The 16826-nt window shown below is 51.7% G+C and carries 18 protein-coding genes, 1 rRNA gene and 1 riboswitch; of the genes, 2 read left to right on the forward strand and 17 right to left on the reverse strand.

The genetic code is table 11. The features are described from left to right. Nucleotides 1-53 precede the first annotated feature (53 nt). From rsmA to NSS64_RS28515, 5 genes are all read right to left on the reverse strand, one after another. On the reverse strand, nt 54-938 hold the full coding sequence (gene rsmA, locus NSS64_RS28495; RefSeq protein WP_340945768.1) for a 16S rRNA (adenine(1518)-N(6)/adenine(1519)-N(6))-dimethyltransferase RsmA: 885 nt from the start codon (nt 936-938) through the stop codon (nt 54-56). After that, a complete protein-coding gene (rnmV, locus tag NSS64_RS28500) occupies nt 935-1486 on the reverse strand; it encodes a ribonuclease M5 (protein WP_036696379.1) in 552 nt (183 codons plus the stop codon). The genes rsmA and rnmV overlap by 4 nt, the downstream gene beginning before the upstream one ends. Nucleotides 1487-1647: 161 nt before the next feature. Continuing rightward, the gene (locus NSS64_RS28505; protein ID WP_340945769.1) at nt 1648-2808 is read right to left on the reverse strand and encodes a 3D domain-containing protein; all 1161 of its coding nucleotides are present in this window, start codon (nt 2806-2808) and stop codon (nt 1648-1650) included. Between the two features lie 286 nt (nt 2809-3094). Then, nucleotides 3095-3323, reverse strand: a riboswitch (cyclic di-AMP (ydaO/yuaA leader). 199 nt (nt 3324-3522) lie between these two features. Further along, complete coding sequence (locus NSS64_RS28510) at nt 3523-4293, reverse strand: TatD family hydrolase (RefSeq protein ID WP_341142300.1); 771 nt, start codon at nt 4291-4293, stop codon at nt 3523-3525. A 54-nt stretch (nt 4294-4347) separates the two neighbouring features. Then, nucleotides 4348-5631 (reverse strand): HD domain-containing protein, encoded by a 1284-nt coding sequence (locus NSS64_RS28515; RefSeq protein ID WP_341142301.1) that lies wholly within the window; start codon nt 5629-5631, stop codon nt 4348-4350. 275 nt (nt 5632-5906) lie between these two features. On the opposite strand from NSS64_RS28515, the gene NSS64_RS28520 reads away from it, so the two are divergent. After that, nucleotides 5907-6161, forward strand: coding sequence for an AbrB/MazE/SpoVT family DNA-binding domain-containing protein (locus NSS64_RS28520; protein ID WP_019914502.1), 255 nt, complete (start codon nt 5907-5909; stop codon nt 6159-6161). 990 nt (nt 6162-7151) lie between these two features. On the opposite strand, the gene rsmI is transcribed toward NSS64_RS28520, so the two are convergent. The 10 genes from rsmI to NSS64_RS28570 all read right to left on the reverse strand — a co-directional run bounded on the left by rsmI (nt 7152) and on the right by NSS64_RS28570 (nt 15080). Next, nucleotides 7152-8057, reverse strand: coding sequence for a 16S rRNA (cytidine(1402)-2'-O)-methyltransferase (gene rsmI / locus NSS64_RS28525; RefSeq protein WP_340995171.1), 906 nt, complete (start codon nt 8055-8057; stop codon nt 7152-7154). After that, nucleotides 8054-8830, reverse strand: a complete 777-nt coding sequence (locus tag NSS64_RS28530) for a tRNA1(Val) (adenine(37)-N6)-methyltransferase (protein WP_200869522.1) — start codon at nt 8828-8830, stop codon at nt 8054-8056. The genes rsmI and NSS64_RS28530 overlap by 4 nt, the downstream gene beginning before the upstream one ends. A 130-nt stretch (nt 8831-8960) precedes the next feature. After that, the gene (gene yabA, locus NSS64_RS28535; protein WP_036723981.1) at nt 8961-9323 is read right to left on the reverse strand and encodes a DNA replication initiation control protein YabA; all 363 of its coding nucleotides are present in this window, start codon (nt 9321-9323) and stop codon (nt 8961-8963) included. A gap of 31 nt (nt 9324-9354) precedes the next feature. Continuing rightward, nucleotides 9355-10155, reverse strand: a complete 801-nt coding sequence (locus tag NSS64_RS28540) for a PSP1 domain-containing protein (protein ID WP_036696365.1) — start codon at nt 10153-10155, stop codon at nt 9355-9357. A 150-nt stretch (nt 10156-10305) separates the two neighbouring features. Beyond that, complete coding sequence (gene holB / locus NSS64_RS28545; RefSeq protein ID WP_036696363.1) at nt 10306-11280, reverse strand: DNA polymerase III subunit delta'; 975 nt, start codon at nt 11278-11280, stop codon at nt 10306-10308. A gap of 16 nt (nt 11281-11296) precedes the next feature. Then, entirely contained in the window at nt 11297-11740 is a 444-nt protein-coding gene (locus NSS64_RS28550; RefSeq protein ID WP_036723982.1) for a YaaR family protein, read from the reverse strand. Between the two features lie 5 nt (nt 11741-11745). Continuing rightward, entirely contained in the window at nt 11746-12075 is a 330-nt protein-coding gene (locus tag NSS64_RS28555; RefSeq protein WP_036723983.1) for a cyclic-di-AMP receptor, read from the reverse strand. Nucleotides 12076-12189: 114 nt separating this feature from the next. Next, on the reverse strand, nt 12190-12831 hold the full coding sequence (gene tmk, locus NSS64_RS28560) for a dTMP kinase (RefSeq protein ID WP_340945778.1): 642 nt from the start codon (nt 12829-12831) through the stop codon (nt 12190-12192). Further along, nucleotides 12832-14679, reverse strand: coding sequence for an aminotransferase class I/II-fold pyridoxal phosphate-dependent enzyme (locus tag NSS64_RS28565; protein WP_341142302.1), 1848 nt, complete (start codon nt 14677-14679; stop codon nt 12832-12834). It abuts the gene before it with no gap. Between the two features lie 215 nt (nt 14680-14894). Beyond that, a complete protein-coding gene (locus NSS64_RS28570; RefSeq protein ID WP_340995166.1) occupies nt 14895-15080 on the reverse strand; it encodes a sigma factor G inhibitor Gin in 186 nt (61 codons plus the stop codon). A gap of 211 nt (nt 15081-15291) precedes the next feature. On the opposite strand from NSS64_RS28570, the gene NSS64_RS28575 reads away from it, so the two are divergent. After that, the gene (locus NSS64_RS28575; RefSeq protein WP_340945787.1) at nt 15292-15816 is read left to right on the forward strand and encodes a hypothetical protein; all 525 of its coding nucleotides are present in this window, start codon (nt 15292-15294) and stop codon (nt 15814-15816) included. 172 nt (nt 15817-15988) lie between these two features. On the opposite strand, the gene NSS64_RS28580 is transcribed toward NSS64_RS28575, so the two are convergent. Together NSS64_RS28580 and rrf are read right to left on the reverse strand one after the other, a co-directional pair. Continuing rightward, complete coding sequence (locus tag NSS64_RS28580; RefSeq protein WP_036723990.1) at nt 15989-16408, reverse strand: hypothetical protein; 420 nt, start codon at nt 16406-16408, stop codon at nt 15989-15991. A gap of 263 nt (nt 16409-16671) precedes the next feature. Next, a 5S ribosomal RNA gene (gene rrf, locus NSS64_RS28585) occupies nt 16672-16788 on the reverse strand. Nucleotides 16789-16826: the final 38 nt, after the last annotated feature.

A 16826-nucleotide genomic window follows, 5' to 3' on the forward strand; every position in this document is an offset into this window, starting at 1 on the left:
TGTTATGGGCAAAGGCCCCGGTTGGTTCATCCGCCGGGAGGGTTTTCTGTATTCTATGCGATGCCTGCGGCCAGAAGAACCGCACTGAGCCGTGCATACTCTTCAATGCTAAGCGTCTCGCCGCGCCGCGAGGGTTCAATGCCGGCTTCGGAGAGCAGCGCCTCCAGGCGCTCCCGCCCTTCTTCCGGGAAGAAGCGTGCCTTAAGATTATTGGCAATCGTCTTGCGCCGCTGGGTAAAGGACGCCTGAACCACACCAAAGAAATGCTTCTCGTCCGCTACCTCCACCGGAGGACGTTCTCTGACCTTCAGTCGGATCACAGCCGATTCCACGTTAGGCTGCGGGATGAACACCGTACGCGGCACCATACAGACCAGCTCAGGCTCGCTGTAATACTGGACGGCAATACTCAGGCTGCCATACTCCTTGCCGCCCGGAGACGCCGCCATACGCTCGGCAACCTCCTTCTGGATCATGACCACGATATTATCCAGCGGCAGCTTCTCCTCCAGCAGCTTCATGAGGATAGGTGTAGTCACATAATACGGCAGGTTAGCTACGACACTAACCCGGTCCCTGCCCGCGAAATCCTCAGCGAACAGCTCCTGCAGATTCACCTTCAGCACATCGTCATTACGGATCTTTACATGGGGATAAGGCGACAGGACATCCCTAAGAATCGGAATCAGCCTGCGGTCAATCTCTACCGCAGTGACGGCCCCGGCCGTCAACGCCAGCCGTTCCGTCAGTGCTCCGATCCCCGGGCCAATCTCAAGCGCACCGGCTGTGCTGTCCAGACCGGCGGCATCCACGATTTTGTCCAGAATATTCTGATCGATCAGAAAGTTCTGGCCCAGGCTTTTTTTGAAGGAGAATCCGTAACGCTGAATTATCGCTTTGGTTCTTGTTGGGGACGAGATATTCTCGATACCGCTCATGAAGTAATGCCTCCCTGATCAATTTGGGCGAGGGCCTGCGCGAACTCTTCGCGGGTAATGCCGAACATCGCCAGACGTTTGTACAGCTGTTTGCCATTGCAATAACCGATACCGAGCAGATTGCCAAGCTGCATTCTGCGCTCAGCCGCCCGGGGATGCACCATCAGCCCTGCGGCCATAAGCTCATCCAGCCCGATGATGGGCGGCGCCCCCTCGAAGGAGGTATGTACATGCTCCAGCGCATGGCGGATAGCCTCAGGCGAAGCATTCTCTATTCCGATATCTCCTTTGCGCGTTGCATCCTTCTCAGGGATGAAGGCATGCTTGCAGCCCGGCACCTTGGCCGCGACGATTTTGCGGATTCGCTCTCCGGCATGATCCGGGTCGGTAAGAATGATTACACCCCGGCGCTCCATGGCCAGCTTGATCTTGGCAATGACCCTGCTATCCACTGCCGAACCCCCGGTTTCAATCGTATCGGCCTCAACCGCCCGCTTAACGGCAACGGTATCACTTTTCCCTTCAACCACAATTAGCTCTTTAATCATAAATATTTTTACTCCTTACTCCAGAACGCAAAAAGAAGAGGATTCGCTCCCCTTCTTTTTGGCTAAAGAATGTATAAGTGATGAGCGGCAGCTCTCTGAAATTTCGTAAGTGCTTCCCTCACTATATCGTATTAACCGCTAATTTGCAAAAGACTTTACGTTTAGTTCAGCTCCGGCTTCACAGGTCCGATCACATAGAGTGTGCGCGACTTGCGGCCGAAATTACGGGCATGACTCAGTGAATCGTAATAGACATCCACCTTGTTGCCTTTGATGGCACCGCCGGTATCCTCTGCTCGGCGAAACCCTAATCCTTCAATGTACACCCACCAGCCGATTGGTATAACCCTAGGATCTACAGCAATAGTGCGGCCTTCCGTTACGCGTGTGCCGGAGGCAGTACGTGTTCCAATACCCGGTTCCTGCGACGAATACGCGGTCATGGATACGTTTTTGATCATTCTTTTGTACTCGAAATCCACACCAGCCTTACTGGTAACATTACTGGCCTTTGCGCTCGCTTTAGATGACTTGGAGGTTGTTACAGGTTTGGAAACTTTGGCAGTAACTACGACGGGCTTAGGAAGCGGCTTGGTTCCAATGGCAATGACTTTGTCCTTGGTAACCGTCTGTACTTCCTTGCCGATCATGCGCATGGATGCCAGCTCGCCATCTTGATAGATCTTCTCGATGTGCTGGACCATTACGCCAGGCTTACCTGCCTGTGCCACTCTTACGGTTCCCTTGGTCAATGAGGGGTCTGCTGTCTTAATGACCCGGAAAGGCAAATTAGTTGTCCGTTGAACCACATGCTTGTTAATCCGGACAATTTTGATTTCCATGTCTGCAGATACTGCGGTTTCTAGCGAAGGGTAAATCTTGTCTAAGCCTTCCAGGCTGTAGCCCAGCTTGTCGATGGCCTGACCAATGGTATCCTCGGTCGTAAATAACGTCTCGGTCTTTCCGTCTACGGTAAGAGCGAACTTCTGCGCAGTGTTAATCACGATACGGTCGCCGTCTTTTATTTCATCACTAAGGCCAATAGATAATTCATCATGCGCCTGCAGCGAAATCTGTTCCTTAGCCAGCACATCACTGAACAGCGTTTCCCGCGTCTCCAGTGTCTGTACCTGTCCGTCTATTACTAGGGTAATTTCTTTTTTGCTCTGACCGTGTACGTACAGCAGTATTAACAGTGCGATAACAATCGATGCCACACCGGCAAGTAAAACTACGCGGGGATTCACTTGCTTCAACCGTAATGCGAAAGACCTGCTGGATGATTGCGAATCATGGGATACCTCTGGTTGGAATACGCCCACTCTTTCCATCCTCCTTACATAGCCCCGTCGTCCAAGTTAGTTCAAGGTGACTGTATCACTTCTGACGAAACTAGGTTTGAGTTTGCAACAGGATACGCCCGCACTTGCTTCAGCGTTTCCTGCTCATGGATCGCCTGCTCGGCATAGTTACTCCGGAGATCTGTTATATAACAGTATGCCGGGAGCATTCTCATTATTCAAAACAAAAGAAGCCTAAAAAGAGCTCATAGAGGACTCTTTCGTGGCTTCCCGGTGTCGAATACGTCGGAATGCTTATGCACGAGGTTTCCTCTCTTACTTGCGCTTACGGGGTTAGCTGTCGGGTTCGGACATAAGAGAGACGCCCTATCTCAGGTCACCCGCTCACGGCGGTTGCCCTCAAATTCACCCCAAAGACCACGTAAAGAAATCAAATAATGCCTGCGGCAATTCTGTGCCAGTACTCTTGTACGTTCATGCGGCAGCGCATTATTGGTTCCCCCGTTCTCCATACGGAGACTCAGCGAGACGATCCATGAAATTAGTGACTGTCACAGTTACAACAGCTCACTGCACTGAAAAGATGATATCCTGTTTTGATACATGTTGTAAAGGACGATTCAACCACGTTTACGTAAAAAAATGATTAAAATATTGTAATAATCGGCCGTTTTTCCGTCATAAAAGTTTAATATATCCGCTATACTTCATTTTTCACCGCTTTTACTCCTGTTTTCAGAGTATCCCAAATCGTTCCAGTGCGTTCGCATACGTAATTTCCGCCAATTCCTGTAATTCAATCCCTTTTATTGCCGCGGCCGCCTCCGCTACCAGCCTCACATGAGCGGTCTCATTTCGCTTGCCCCGGAAGGGGTGCGGAGTCAGATATGGGGAGTCGGTTTCGATCAGCAGCCGGTCCAGCGGAGTCTGGGCAAGCACCTCTTTGGGCACCCGGGCATTCTTGAACGTAATCGGTCCTCCAAAAGAAAGATGGAAGCCCAAATCAAGACACATCTTGGCACTTTCCCAGCTCCCGGAGAAGGAGTGCATTACCCCGCCAACCTCGCCCGCCTTCTCCTCGCGGAGTATACGGATCACATCTTCATGAGCATCACGGTTATGAATGCTGATTGGCATCTTCAGCTCACGGGCCAGCCCGATCTGCTTGCGGAATACTTCATGCTGCACATCCTTAGGAGAGGTATCCCAGTAGTAATCCAGCCCAATCTCGCCGATGGCAACCACCTTGGGATGAGCGCATAAGGAGGCGATCCATTCCATGTCTCCGTCCTTCATCGTGATGGCATCCTGGGGATGCCAGCCAACGGCTGCATAAATATAATCATATTTCTCGGCAAGCTGCATGGTGGTCGGTATCGTATCCCGGTTAAAGCCGATGTTGATCATCTTGCTGACGCCGGCTTCCAGCGCCCTGGAAATGACCTCTTCGCGGTCTTCGTCGAATTGTGGAGCATCCAGATGGGTATGGGTGTCGAATAACTGCATTACATTACATCCTTTCGGCCTGTTGTTGTATCTATAATTCCAAGCATGATCTGATTATTTGGCAAAAATCTCTGCGATGGACGGCGGCAGCTGTGGAAGGGCTTTCTGCAGTCTGTCCTGCGGAAAATACAGATGGTATCTGCCGCGGTGAATACCACTGATAGAACGAACAATATCCGAGACCTCCGAGATTTCCCTCAGCCGGTCATGCTTGTCCAGAAGCAGGATCTGCTTGCTGTCAAAGCCGTCTCCCGGACGGAACACATCATAGGGAAGATCGGTGGGATAATCAATTTCCAGATCATAATCGGGCCGGAGTCCCGCACCGGCGAAGCTGCGGCGGATTTCGTCAATCGTGTCAGAATCCAAATGCTCCATCTCCACATATTTATACAGTTTACGATGGATAAACCGGCTGCACAAGTCGCTCAGGATGTCATCCTCCTCCAGCGTCCACTGCATGAAGGCAGTCTGCATCAAGGCTTCATCCAGCAGCAGGTACTGCCCTACCGTTACCTCTCCGCTGAACAGATCACTTAAGGGCTCGATCATGAAGCGGAAGGTATGCTGCTGCTGCACCAGCTCCTTGGCCCGGCGGAGAATCTGCCTGAGAATAATCTCAGAGCTGCGGGTTACCGGGTGGAAATAGACCTGCCAGTACATCTGGTACCGTGACATCAGGTAATCCTCAATCGCATGCATCCCTGATTCCTTCACAACCACCCGGCCGTCATAAGGGCGCAGCATCCGCAGAATCCGGTCGATGTCGATGGTTCCATAATTCACCCCTGTATAATATGCATCCCGGAGCAGATAATCCATCCGGTCCGCATCCAGCGGTCCCGACACCAAATTGACAACAATTTCATGCTCATAGGTTTTGGAGATGACCGAGGCTACTTTACCGGGGAAATCTTCGGCCACATCACGCAGAATAGCCGTAATCTCTGTATCCTCCAGAATGATACGGCAGGTCCAGTCTTCATGATCCATTTCGAAAGCTTCTTCTATAGAATGGGAAAATGGGCCATGCCCCAAATCATGCAGCAGTGCCGCACACAGGGTAAGCAGTCTCTCCTCCGGCATCCAGTCCTTATAGCCGCTCCGTTCAAACTGGGAAATAATCCTCCGCGTAATCTCATATACCCCCAGAGAATGGGAGAACCGGCTGTGTTCCGCCCCGTGAAAGGTCAAATAGGAGGTGCCCAGCTGCCGGATGCGCCGCAGACGCTGAAATTCCATCGTGTTGATCAATCTCCAGATAATAGTGTCCTGTACGTGGATGTAGTTGTGGACCGGGTCCTTAAATACCTTCTCTTCTGACAGCGGTTGCTTCATGAAATCATCTCCTTTTCTTGTTTTATATAATATATTGTCGCTCTTTGTCGAATATTAGCGATTCATATACTGCCAAATCGACAAACATCTTCATAAGCTTTTTTAGAGTGATTTGCCCGATCAAACGCGGAATAAATGTGGTCTCAAAAGATTCCTTAAAATTAGCCTGAAAAAAGGTTGACTGTTTTGGGAATGGTTGGTATTATAAATATCATAAAACAGTGAAGAATGTCGAATAATGACGCTTTTGAACATTGAGAGGAGCAACGATTGTAATGATGAAATCAACAGGAATTGTACGTAAGGTAGATGAGCTTGGACGGGTCGTTATTCCAATTGAATTGCGTCGCACCCTAGGCATTGGAGAAAAAGATGCGCTCGAAATTTACGTGGACGGTGAGCGGATCATGCTTAAGAAATACGAGCCTGCTTGCATTTTCTGCGGTAATGCTGAGAATGTAACTTACTTCAAAGGTAAAATTGTTTGTCATGAATGCATTTCGGCTATCCCTACCCCTGTGACAAACTAAAATAAATAGGGTATAATAGGAACTAATCCAATTGTTAATTCTAACCTTTTTATATCTCCTTGGCCTCCCGTTCGCGCGGGAGGTATTTTTTTGTGTGTACCCTCCCAAACCCTCCCTACAGGGAGGGCCCCAAGGGCCCCGGCACTCTAGACACCCGGAAGCTTGGCGGATCTCTGCAGCGGACGCGGAAGGAAGCGGGGTTCGGCGGTGGACCGGCCCTTTTCGGACTCCCTGCGGTGATCCCTCAGGCCTTGCCATGCGAAGGGTTTCGCCATAGGCAGTATGGCGGCTGCGCCGGTTGCTCCCGTGCCACGGATGAGCGCAGATCGCTCTCCCTGCGGGATACGCTTTACTATAGAGTGACTAGCGACTTGGATGCTGGATGGTTACTGGCTGCTGACTTTCTTTTTGCCAGAACTTGCTATGTGGAGCGACTAGTACAGTGTCAGATAATGAAACCCTATCACCCCAAAAAAATCTAACGGACCGAAAAGACCTTATTCCCACGATGACGTCACCTTTTGCAGCGTAACGGACTCAGGCGACCTTATCATCCTTCTACGAGTCGTTTTGGAGCTGAATTGCAGGGGATAAGGTCCTTGGGGTCCGTTAATCGCTCAAGTGACGACTTTCTTCCCGGATAAGAGCACCTCAGTCCGTTACACTAAGCCAAACGCCCCTAAGGTGAGAATCATTATATAAGAAAAATGGTCTTGAGAAATTTGGATAACTGTATTCTGAGCAGCTATTTATTGCTAAATCATCCATCTGAACATTATAAGTATACTTTGAACACTTATATCCACATAATTCTTCCAAAAGATTTATTTTCCTATACATATAAATGTATAAACTACAACTATAATCAATAAATGGAACAAGATAATCCATATAAGTGTACGAAATACATTTATTTCATTGGGTAATCAGATGGTTAAACCCATCTTTAGGTTTTTACTGGAATTGTAATAACTACAACACCGCAGTGTTCTAACCCCGCTCCAGGAGTTCATTATAAATATCGCGCTTGGACAGGCCACGGTCGGACGCTGCCTTTTTCATCGCATCCTTACGTGTTAAGCCTGAAGCCTCATAGTGGGCTACATGCTCCCCGGTACTAAGCTGACGCCACCAGGAAGACTCGGCCAGCTCGGCCTCCTCTTTACTCTCTCCCTCAAGGACAATTACGTACTCTCCCAGCGGGGGATGCTCCTCCAGCCAGGCCAGGCACTCCTCAATGCTTCCGCGCAGGAACTCCTCATACCGCTTAGTCAGCTCACGGGCCAGTGTGATCCGGCGGTTGCCGAAGGCCTCCTGCAAATGAACAAGGGTCTTGGCCACGCGGTGCGGCGATTCGTAGAAGAGCAGTGTCCCTTGGGCAGAACGCAGAGGCGCCAGAACAGCCCTTATATCCTTGCGCTCTCTAGGCAGGAAGCCGACGAACGTGAAGCTGGCGGTAGGCAGTCCTGAGGCAATCAAAGCCGACAAAGCGGCATTCGCTCCAGGCACCGGAATCACCGGAATCTGATGGCTGACAGCCAGAGCTACCAGATCGGCACCAGGGTCGGAAATCGCCGGCAGACCGGCATCGCTGACGAGTGCCAGATTTTTACCTTCTATTATATAGCGTATCAGCTCCGGCCCACTGGCGGCCTTGTTATGCTCATGGTAACTGAACAGCATGGACGGTGTAATTTCAAAATGGCTCAGCAGCTTACGCGTCTGTCTCGTATCCTCAGCTGCGATAATATCGCATTCCTTCAGCGTGCGTACTGCCCGGTAAGTCATATCCTCCAGATTGCCGATCGGCGTAGCCACCAGATACAGGCATCCGCATCCTTCGGGCTTCGCTCCGTCATGGTTATTTTGAAAGCTGCTTTGGCATTGTATGGTCATTGGCTCGTATCCTCTTTGTTCCCATAATAAATATCCATAATCTCAGGGCAATATTGATTGTCCTCATTATATACGATTAAAGGCGGTTGTAAACGCACCTCCGGCTTCCCGTCACGCGCGGCCTCGATCAGAACCATATTCGCTTCCAGATGGGCGCGGGGATGTACAAAGCGGATCAGCTTCGGTTCCAGCCGGTGCTTCCGCATCAGACTGATAATATCCACGAGGCGCTGTGGCTTATGCACCATGCTGACTTTGCCTCCGGTACGGACCAGCCGGACACAGGCCTGAATGACCTCCTCCAGGGTACAACCGATTTCATGGCGGGCCATCGCCTGATGGGAATTCAGCTTCAGATCGCTCCCGTTCAGCGGCATATAAGGGGGATTCACCGTGATCGCATCGTATACGCCATAGCCCGCTGTAAGATGAAGCTCCCGCAAATCGCCCTCATGAATCTGTACCCGCTCCTCCAGACCGTTAAGCGATACACTGCGCCGGGCCATGTCTGCCAGACGGGGCTGAATCTCGATTCCTTCAATAGAAGCCTTCGTCCGTGTAGTCAGGAGCATAGGAATTACTCCGTTACCCGTACACAGGTCAAGCACCCGTCCACGCGGCGGTACACTGGCGAACCGTGCCAGCAATACGGCATCCATCGAGAAGCTGAACACTTCGTCACTCTGGATAATTCTCAGATCATGGGTGAGCAGGTCATCGACTCGTTCTGCTTCATGTAAGGGTACAGGTGTATTGTTCATTGAATGGGTCATTGTAATCTCCTAAAAGTTTTTGTTGAGCGTATGCTTCAATCTGTATATTCTTCGAAACAAAACTTGCTTCGGAAGCATAGCCTTACATTCAAAAAAACCGTAGGCGACAATCTCCTACGGCTGGATATCCTCATTTATTAAGAAAAGAAAGGCAGAACAGACAATCGCCTTCCGTCCGCAAATGCCCAAAGTAGACATTACAGATGTGGAAGCCTTCGTGATACAGCCGGGCCAGATTATCGTAGCCTTCCCCGACAACCTCCTCTTTCCCTTCGGCAGCAAGTATAGCCTCCGCCTCCGCAGACAGTGCGGCCTTATCTACAGGCGCTTCCCTTTTCAATATGATACGAAGTTGCTCGTTTTCCAGACTCAGCTTCTGATTCGCTTCCATCAGCTCTTTGACCGTCTGCTTCCAATCGCCCAGAGTGGTGCGCATTTCATCCATCTGCGCTTCCATCTCCTGCATGTGTGCAAATATATTTTTCTTCTCCAAGTTTCCACCCCGAAAGTAACCTTATAATGGTTTACTTGACGACAACATCATCCATTGGAAGTTCTTTAACTTTGCCCACTTCAAACAGCTGCACATGAACCGTGCGGCTGCCGGCATTGATACCGACTACCTTGCCGTCACCCAGTGAAGTAACGACCATTTTGCCTACAGCCGGCATTTCTTCCTTCGTGCTCTCATAATTATCATGCTCAAACTTCAGACAACACATCAGCCGTCCGCATAATCCCGAGATCTTGGTCGGGTTAAGCGACAGATTCTGATCCTTCGCCATCTTGATGGACACCGGCTCGAAATCGCCAAGCCAGGAGGAGCAGCAGAGCACCCGTCCGCATGGGCCTAATCCACCCAGCATCTTGGCTTCATCACGCACACCAATCTGCCGGAGCTCAATGCGGGTACGGAAAATACTGGCCAGGTCCTTCACCAGCTCGCGGAAATCCACGCGGCCCTCGGCCGTGAAATAGAAAATAATCTTGTTGCGGTCAAACGTAAACTCCACATCCACCAGCTTCATTTTGAGGCCATGATCGCGGATTTTATTTAAACAGGTGGTAAAAGCATCCTTAGCTGCACCTTTGTTCTCTTCCACCACGCGCGCGTCGGTTTCACCGGCAATGCGCATGACTTTCTTAAGCGGCAGTACAACGTCAGCTTCCTGCACCTCTTTTTTGCCAACGACAACCTTACCGTATTCGACCCCTCTTGCAGTCTCGACAATCACGCATTGATCGCGTTCAATCGGGAAATCAAGCGGATCAAAATAATATATTTTACCCGCTTTTTTGAAGCGGACACCTACTACGCTGTACAAAAATTAACCCCCTTGTTTGACGGTAAAGGAACCCTTAAGCAAGACTGCTTCCCTGATGATCCATGCTTGTCCTTCCTCGTCCGCTATACCCGGTCTTTCCAGGTGCTGAGGATTATATCCCGGAGGATCTATTATAAATAACCCGAGCCTCTAGCTTTCCAGCCGGATTAAAAACTGCTCCAGACACAGCTGGGCATTGGCATTGGAACGCAGCTTCCGCTTGCTCTCCGCCGCATATTCCATATAAGCCACCCACTGCTGCGTACTCCTCTGACGGGCAGCCCTCGAAATAAAGTCTAACTGATCTATGAAAACGATACTTTCGTGCTTTCGGTACAGGAAGTAGAGCATATCTTTGAACCATAAGTGGAACATGCTGAATAGAGTGTCCAAATGTTCACCAAGTCCGGTCTTGAACAGCTTCGAACCCGCGGTTGCTACCGCAGTGCTGCCCTTGCCCAGAGACTCCTTCGCTAATTGTAACACTAGATTTCTCATTTCTGCAAACCAATTCTGTGCCAAAAGTTCCCTGCAGCCGTCAAGACCGGCCGTCAGTGATACCGCGCAACGTGCAAGCGGCACCGGAACCCCTTCTCCAGACAACGCCTGCAGCATAATATCCGGATGCAGCGGGCTAAACGGAATGCGCTGGGTTCTGGACTGGATCGTCGGAAGCAGGGAACTGCTGTTATCCGAAATCAGAATACCGACCGCCGGGGCAGGCGGCTCCTCCAGAAATTTCAGCAGACTATTGGCGGCTTGCACCGTCATTTTGTCCGCTCCTTCTATAATATAGACCTTCGGGTTAATCCCTTCCGAGCGGTAGGAAAAAACACGCTGAAGCTCACGAATCTGGTCGATCTTAATACTGGCCCCGTCAGGACGCAACAGGGTGAGATCAGGATGATTGCCATGCTCCACCTTGCGGCATTCCAGGCACTCTCCGCAGGCATCATCTTTGCTGGCGGTACAGAATATCGCCTGGGCGAACGTCAAAGCCATCTTCACCTGCCCGCTGCCTGCCGGACCCGTGAACAGATAGGCATGGCTGACCGCATCCTTGCGTAAGGCATTCTGAAGCAGCCGCTTGGCGTCCTCCTGGCCTAATAGTTCATGAAAAGACATAGGTTCCTCCAAGTTGTCAGAAAGAAAGGTTAATCAGCAGCCCGCGGATCTCTCCAACCCGTCCCAGGAGATCGATCCGGCCCTGCTCGCTGTCCAGCAGATCATCCGCCATATTCAGCAGAGCGGCATCAACCTCTTCGAGCAGCTTGTAGCGTTTGCCACGGCCCCGCCGGTCCCAGCCTTTGGTGTCCTTCAGGATCACTCCGCGGCGGGCCGTCTCCTCCAGAAACCGTTTGATCAGGTTCCGATAGATGGATAGCTCACGCACAGTCATGGATTTGGAGAGCCGGTCGCCTTGCAGCTGGATATCTTTGATCTGACGGTTCAACTCATCTATAGTTTTCTGCTGGCTTTGCTGTTGAAATACATCGTTGAAGTTTTTTTGCTGGACCGGACGCCTCTCAGCCTCCGTGGTCAGCATTTCGCTTTTTAAGGGCCTGTAGCCCGGGTTGATCTTCATTATGCTCAATAATGCTCGAAACGATCGACGGGAAGTACGAATACGGTAGCTCCGCCCACCTGCACTTCAACAGGAAGCGGCAAATAGGAATCTGTCGTGCCGCTCATCGGCGTTACAGGAGTGACCAATTGCTCACGCACTTTGCAGCTGTTACGGATTACACTGAGTACGGCATCCACCTGAATATCATCTACCCCAATCAAAAAGGTAGTGTTACCCGCACGGAGAAATCCGCCTGTACTGGCCAGCTTGGTGGCACGGAAGTTCGCCTTCACCAGTTCACTGGATAGCCGGTTGCTGTCTTTATCCTGGATAATTGCAATGATCAAATTCATCTTCGTATCCCCTCCTATTAGTTATGTTCACAGGCTTTCCGCACAACATCGATTCAATCTGCGGAGAAGCCCTGTTCAATCATTATACCTCTATTGTTTATTTGACAAAACACCTCAGAAATCCTTTAATATCCTGTCCTTCAGTACACGTACAATATCCTGCTCCACCATATGGATGGGACGACCCGCATCAAGCACCACAATCCGCTGCGGATCAGAGCTGGTTACCAGCTCATAGCCCGCCCGCACCTTCTGATGAAACTCCAGGCTCTCCAGATCCAGCCGGTTCACTTCCCGGTTCTGGTTGGCGGCAATCCGCGACAGGCCCACCTCAGGATCTACATCCAGGTAAAAGGTAAGATCGGGCATTCTCCCGCCGGTCGCAAACCGGTTAATCCCCCACACCTCTTCGATGCCCAGCCCTCTGGCGTACCCTTGATAGACCAGACTGCTGTCTACAAAACGGTCACAGAGCACGGTAATGCCCTCCTGCAAGGCAGGCTCGACCACCTCCGCCAGATGCTGGCTTCTTGCCGCCGCATACAGGAGTGCCTCTGTCCGGGCATCCATAGCCGTATGTGCCGGGTCGAGGATAATAGAGCGTATCTTCTCGGCGATCTCTATCCCTCCCGGTTCGCGGGTGATTAAATAGGGCATGGAATGGTTCTGCAGATAAGCTGCCACCCTGCCGAGTACGGTTGTTTTACCGGAGCCGTCGCCTCCCTCCAGTGTAATGAAGAATCCTTCTCGCTTCACTTATGCTTCTCCGCCCTTCTGAATGTTGTATACCCTAATATGCTGTAAGGCCGGATCAGCACAGGCCTGAAATTTCGCCCCGCCTATTCTCAGACGGATCAGCCTGTCACAGACAGACGCTGTAATGCTCTCTCCGGGATATAAGAGCGGGATGCCTGGCGGATAGGGAATAACCATCTCTGCCGCAATCCTGCCCGCGCTTGCCTCAAGCTCTATACTCTCTGTCTCCCCGGCAGCCACCGGCCGGATCGAGAACGCGACCGGAGCCGATACTGCCGGAATGTCGAAATTGTTCCACGTGGAAATATCACCGGAGAAGGTTGAGTCCCCTTCTCTGCTATTATATGACGCTGCCTGGGCTGCGGTCCGTGCGCTGGAGAAGGATTCTCCGCCTTGGGGAGCGGGAGCTGCGGCAGTGTCTGAGTAAGCAGGCTGGCTGGGGCCGGAAGCCCGATCACAACCGGGAGCCGATCCTGGTCCGGGAAATCGGTCAGGATCAGTATCAGTATCAGGGACAGAACCAGCGGTAAGATTGAGGTCAGCGACAGGATCAAGGCCAGCGGTAAGATCAAGGTCTGAGGGGGCTGCGCTCCCGCCGGTCTGCTGCGCTGCCAAGGAGGTCTGCGCTGCAATGTCCTGCAGCGCTGTCAGCAGCTCCGCTGCCTCTTCAGCCTTCGAGCCGAGGCTGAAGGCCAGAACCACGTGCCGGTCGTCGCTCATCTCCGGCACGATTCCCCTCTCTTCGAGCCTGCGCTGCAGCTCGAAGCCCCCCAGGACCCCCGCGGCGTCATATATGACCGCCTTGAAGGGGTCCTGGGTCACGTACGCCGCCCCGCGCAGCGGCGGCGTACTCACTCCTGCGGCGCCCTCCCCGCCGCAGACAGGCTGCTGCGGCGAGGCCGGCTGCAGCAGCCCGAAGCGCGGCAGCGCCGCCAGGCCGCGCCGCAGGACATCCACGGCGGCGAGTCCCGCCGTGAAGGCACCGGCGCCCTGGCTGTGCAGCAGGCGCCGGGCCAGATCGAGCGAAGCCATCACGGGGTAGGATGGGCTGGAGCTCTGCACCATGGCCAGGCGCTGCCGCAGCAGCGCGCGGTCCAGCCATGGCCCTTGCACATGCAGCATGGCGCCCATCGTCAGCGCCGTCAGCATCTTGTGTGTGGACTGCACCACGCCGTCCGCGCCCTGGGCAAGCGCCCCCGCCGGAAGCGCGGGGTGCTGCCCGTAATGCGCTCCGTGCGCCTCATCCACCAGCAGCGGCACGCAGCAAGCGTGACAGGCCTGCGCGAGGGGCGCTAGGTCACTGCCCATGCCGTAGTAATTCGGCATGGTAACCAGAACCCCGGCAGCCTCCGGGTAAGCGGCCAGTGCCGCCTGCACCGTCTCAGCAGACGGAGCCACCGCAAGGCCGCTGCCCGGGTCGATCTGCGGCTCCAGGAAAACTGCACGCGCTCCCGCCAGCATCAGTCCATGGATCACGGACTTGTGGACGTTGCGCTGCAGAATAAGCAGACTTCCGGGCTCAGCACAGACCGTCAGAATGAGCGCCAGATTCCCTGCGGTACTGCCGCCCACCAGCATATAACTCTCCTCCGCGCCGTAACAATCGGCTGCCAGCTCCTGGGCTTCCCTTATTACCCCTTCCGGATGATGAAGGTCATCCGTTCCGGTAATCTCCGTCACATCGTAACGCATCACTTCCGTGAGATATCCTGCACTCTTTGCACTTACAGCACTCCGGTAAGCCTCCCCGTTCTTGTGACCCGGCACATGATAAGATATATTACCCTTATGTCTATATTGTTCCAGCATTTCGTATACAGGTGCCCTGCCAGGCTGTAGCTTGTCCATAGATTCTTCCTCCCCTGGGGGTTACCTTCTATTTTAACGCAAATACACCCACACGCCTATCACTTCCGCAAAGGATTGCACGCAATAAAACGGCTCCCCTCACCCGGTCAGGGCGGAGAAGCCGTTAAGAGGAACCTTGTATTTGCAGCCAACGCGACACAGATTCACCGCCCGCTCTTTATATGTTGCTTGTTACAGGTACTGCAATTCGTGCATTAAGCATGCATACGCAGATTGATCTTCTTCATCCGGTTAATGAAAAAGTTGTACTTCACATCCTCAGCCTCCGTACGCACCATCTCACTCTCACAGTCCTCACAGATGAAATGCGCGACAATCACAATGCCTTCTTCCTTTTCCTGCCCGCAGATAATGCAGGCCTGCCCGGTTTGCTGTTCCATTTTCATCCCACCTTGACTCTTTTAAGAACAGTATGGTACACCTTCTATCATTTTAAACCTTTTCATAGTTTTTTCCTAATCCTTCATAGCCTAAAATATATATATTCGCCCGCTGCCCATTCGGTGAATCTGAGCCCGTTGTTTAATAAAAACGCAGGAGCAGGCCGATAATAATAACAAGAGAACTTGCGAGGAGGTCCGAATTCCAGGTATGGAACCAAACACCAAAGGTGCCGCTACATTCTATCAATACAAGCTTATCAAAAAAATTACTATTACAGCATTCCTGCTGCGGGTCTATGTCACCCTGCCCTTTATATGCCTTGTGCTCGAAAGTGTCTTTCTCTCCTGGCTTAGTATTCTGTTCATGATTATAGCCGGACCTGTCATGCTGTGGATTCAGTATGTCATCTCACGCTCTGTGCTGCTGATTAGCGGACACCCTATCGCCAAGCGCTGGAGATTATCCCTGCGCCTGCCCTGGCCCGGTTACATGCCCGATCAATATATCAATTACGGCATCTTCCGCACCGTACAGCTGCATAACCTCTGGATCGGTCTTTGTATAGCCGCACTCTTCATCGTCTGGGCTCCGCCAGCCTTTACGGTTTCGCTTGCGGTATGCCACCTGTGGCTGCTGCTACCCCGTCTGTATGCGCTGCTGCGGTTAAAAAGTGTAGGCAAAGACGGGATGCTCAAGTTGGGTGCGGCAGACGCCTCCTATTACGCCCAGTAATCCCAACCAGATATACATAGCGCTGTATTTAAGCGGCCAAGCATGCACGCAAAATAACCCCACAAAGTGGGGCTTTAGCGTAGGTGATGACTCAGGTACTTTGCGGGGACCCCAAAACATATAAATTCTTATCTATCAAAAAAATCGCCATCCATAACCGGACGGCGATTTTTTATCTGTTCTTCAAGCCTTTGGTCGTGACCTTCTTTTCCTTCGGAATCATCACGATGAAATAGTCATCATGCACGGTCAGATGTACAATAAGTCCTTCTTTCTGAAATACACGGGAGCTCCCGGAATCGTCTGCTTTCTGTTCCTGCTCTTCCCAGCCCCATGCTTTAATGGCTGCAAGATAAGGCTCCGGCACGCCTTTCTTCTCCTTCAACCCCGGCAAGGAGTACCGTACATAGTCCATGGCTACGTTTGTAGTTGTTCTGTCGGGTGAGCTTGCCTCTTTGGGAACGGGGAAGTCTTCCTCATTAAGTGCACCGTTAAAAGTATCCCAAGCCGGCTCCTTCGTTCCGCAACCCGCCAGCATTACTCCGACTATACAAAGAATAACTAATATCCACAAAGGTTGAGTTCGCTTCATACCTTAAATCCTCCTTACCTCTACCATGCATCTAAAGACGCAAGAAAATTCCAAGATAGAATTTATACGTAGTTCATTCGTATTAAGGCTTTTGCTTATTTATTGCACTTTTCCATTATACTTGGAACCATCGCCTCGTCGGTAACAAAAATGTCACTCGTTTGTAAGCGTTTTTATAATAAAACACCGCACCCCTGCCCGCTTTTTATATATACAGGTATACAAAAAAGCCATTGTCGATAATTCGACAATGGCTCATGTGTGCTTGGCAACGTCCTACTCTCCCAGGACCCTTCGGTCCAAGTACCATCGGCGCTGGAGGGCTTAACGGTCGTGTTCGGGATGGGTACGTGTGGAACCCCTCCGCTATCGCCACCAAACGGGCATTTACAGCGTAAATGCTTCAGGAAATTGATTC

The sequence above is a fragment of the Paenibacillus sp. FSL H8-0122 genome (assembly GCF_038005345.1).
Taxonomy (GTDB): Bacteria; Bacillota; Bacilli; order Paenibacillales; family Paenibacillaceae; genus Paenibacillus_AQ.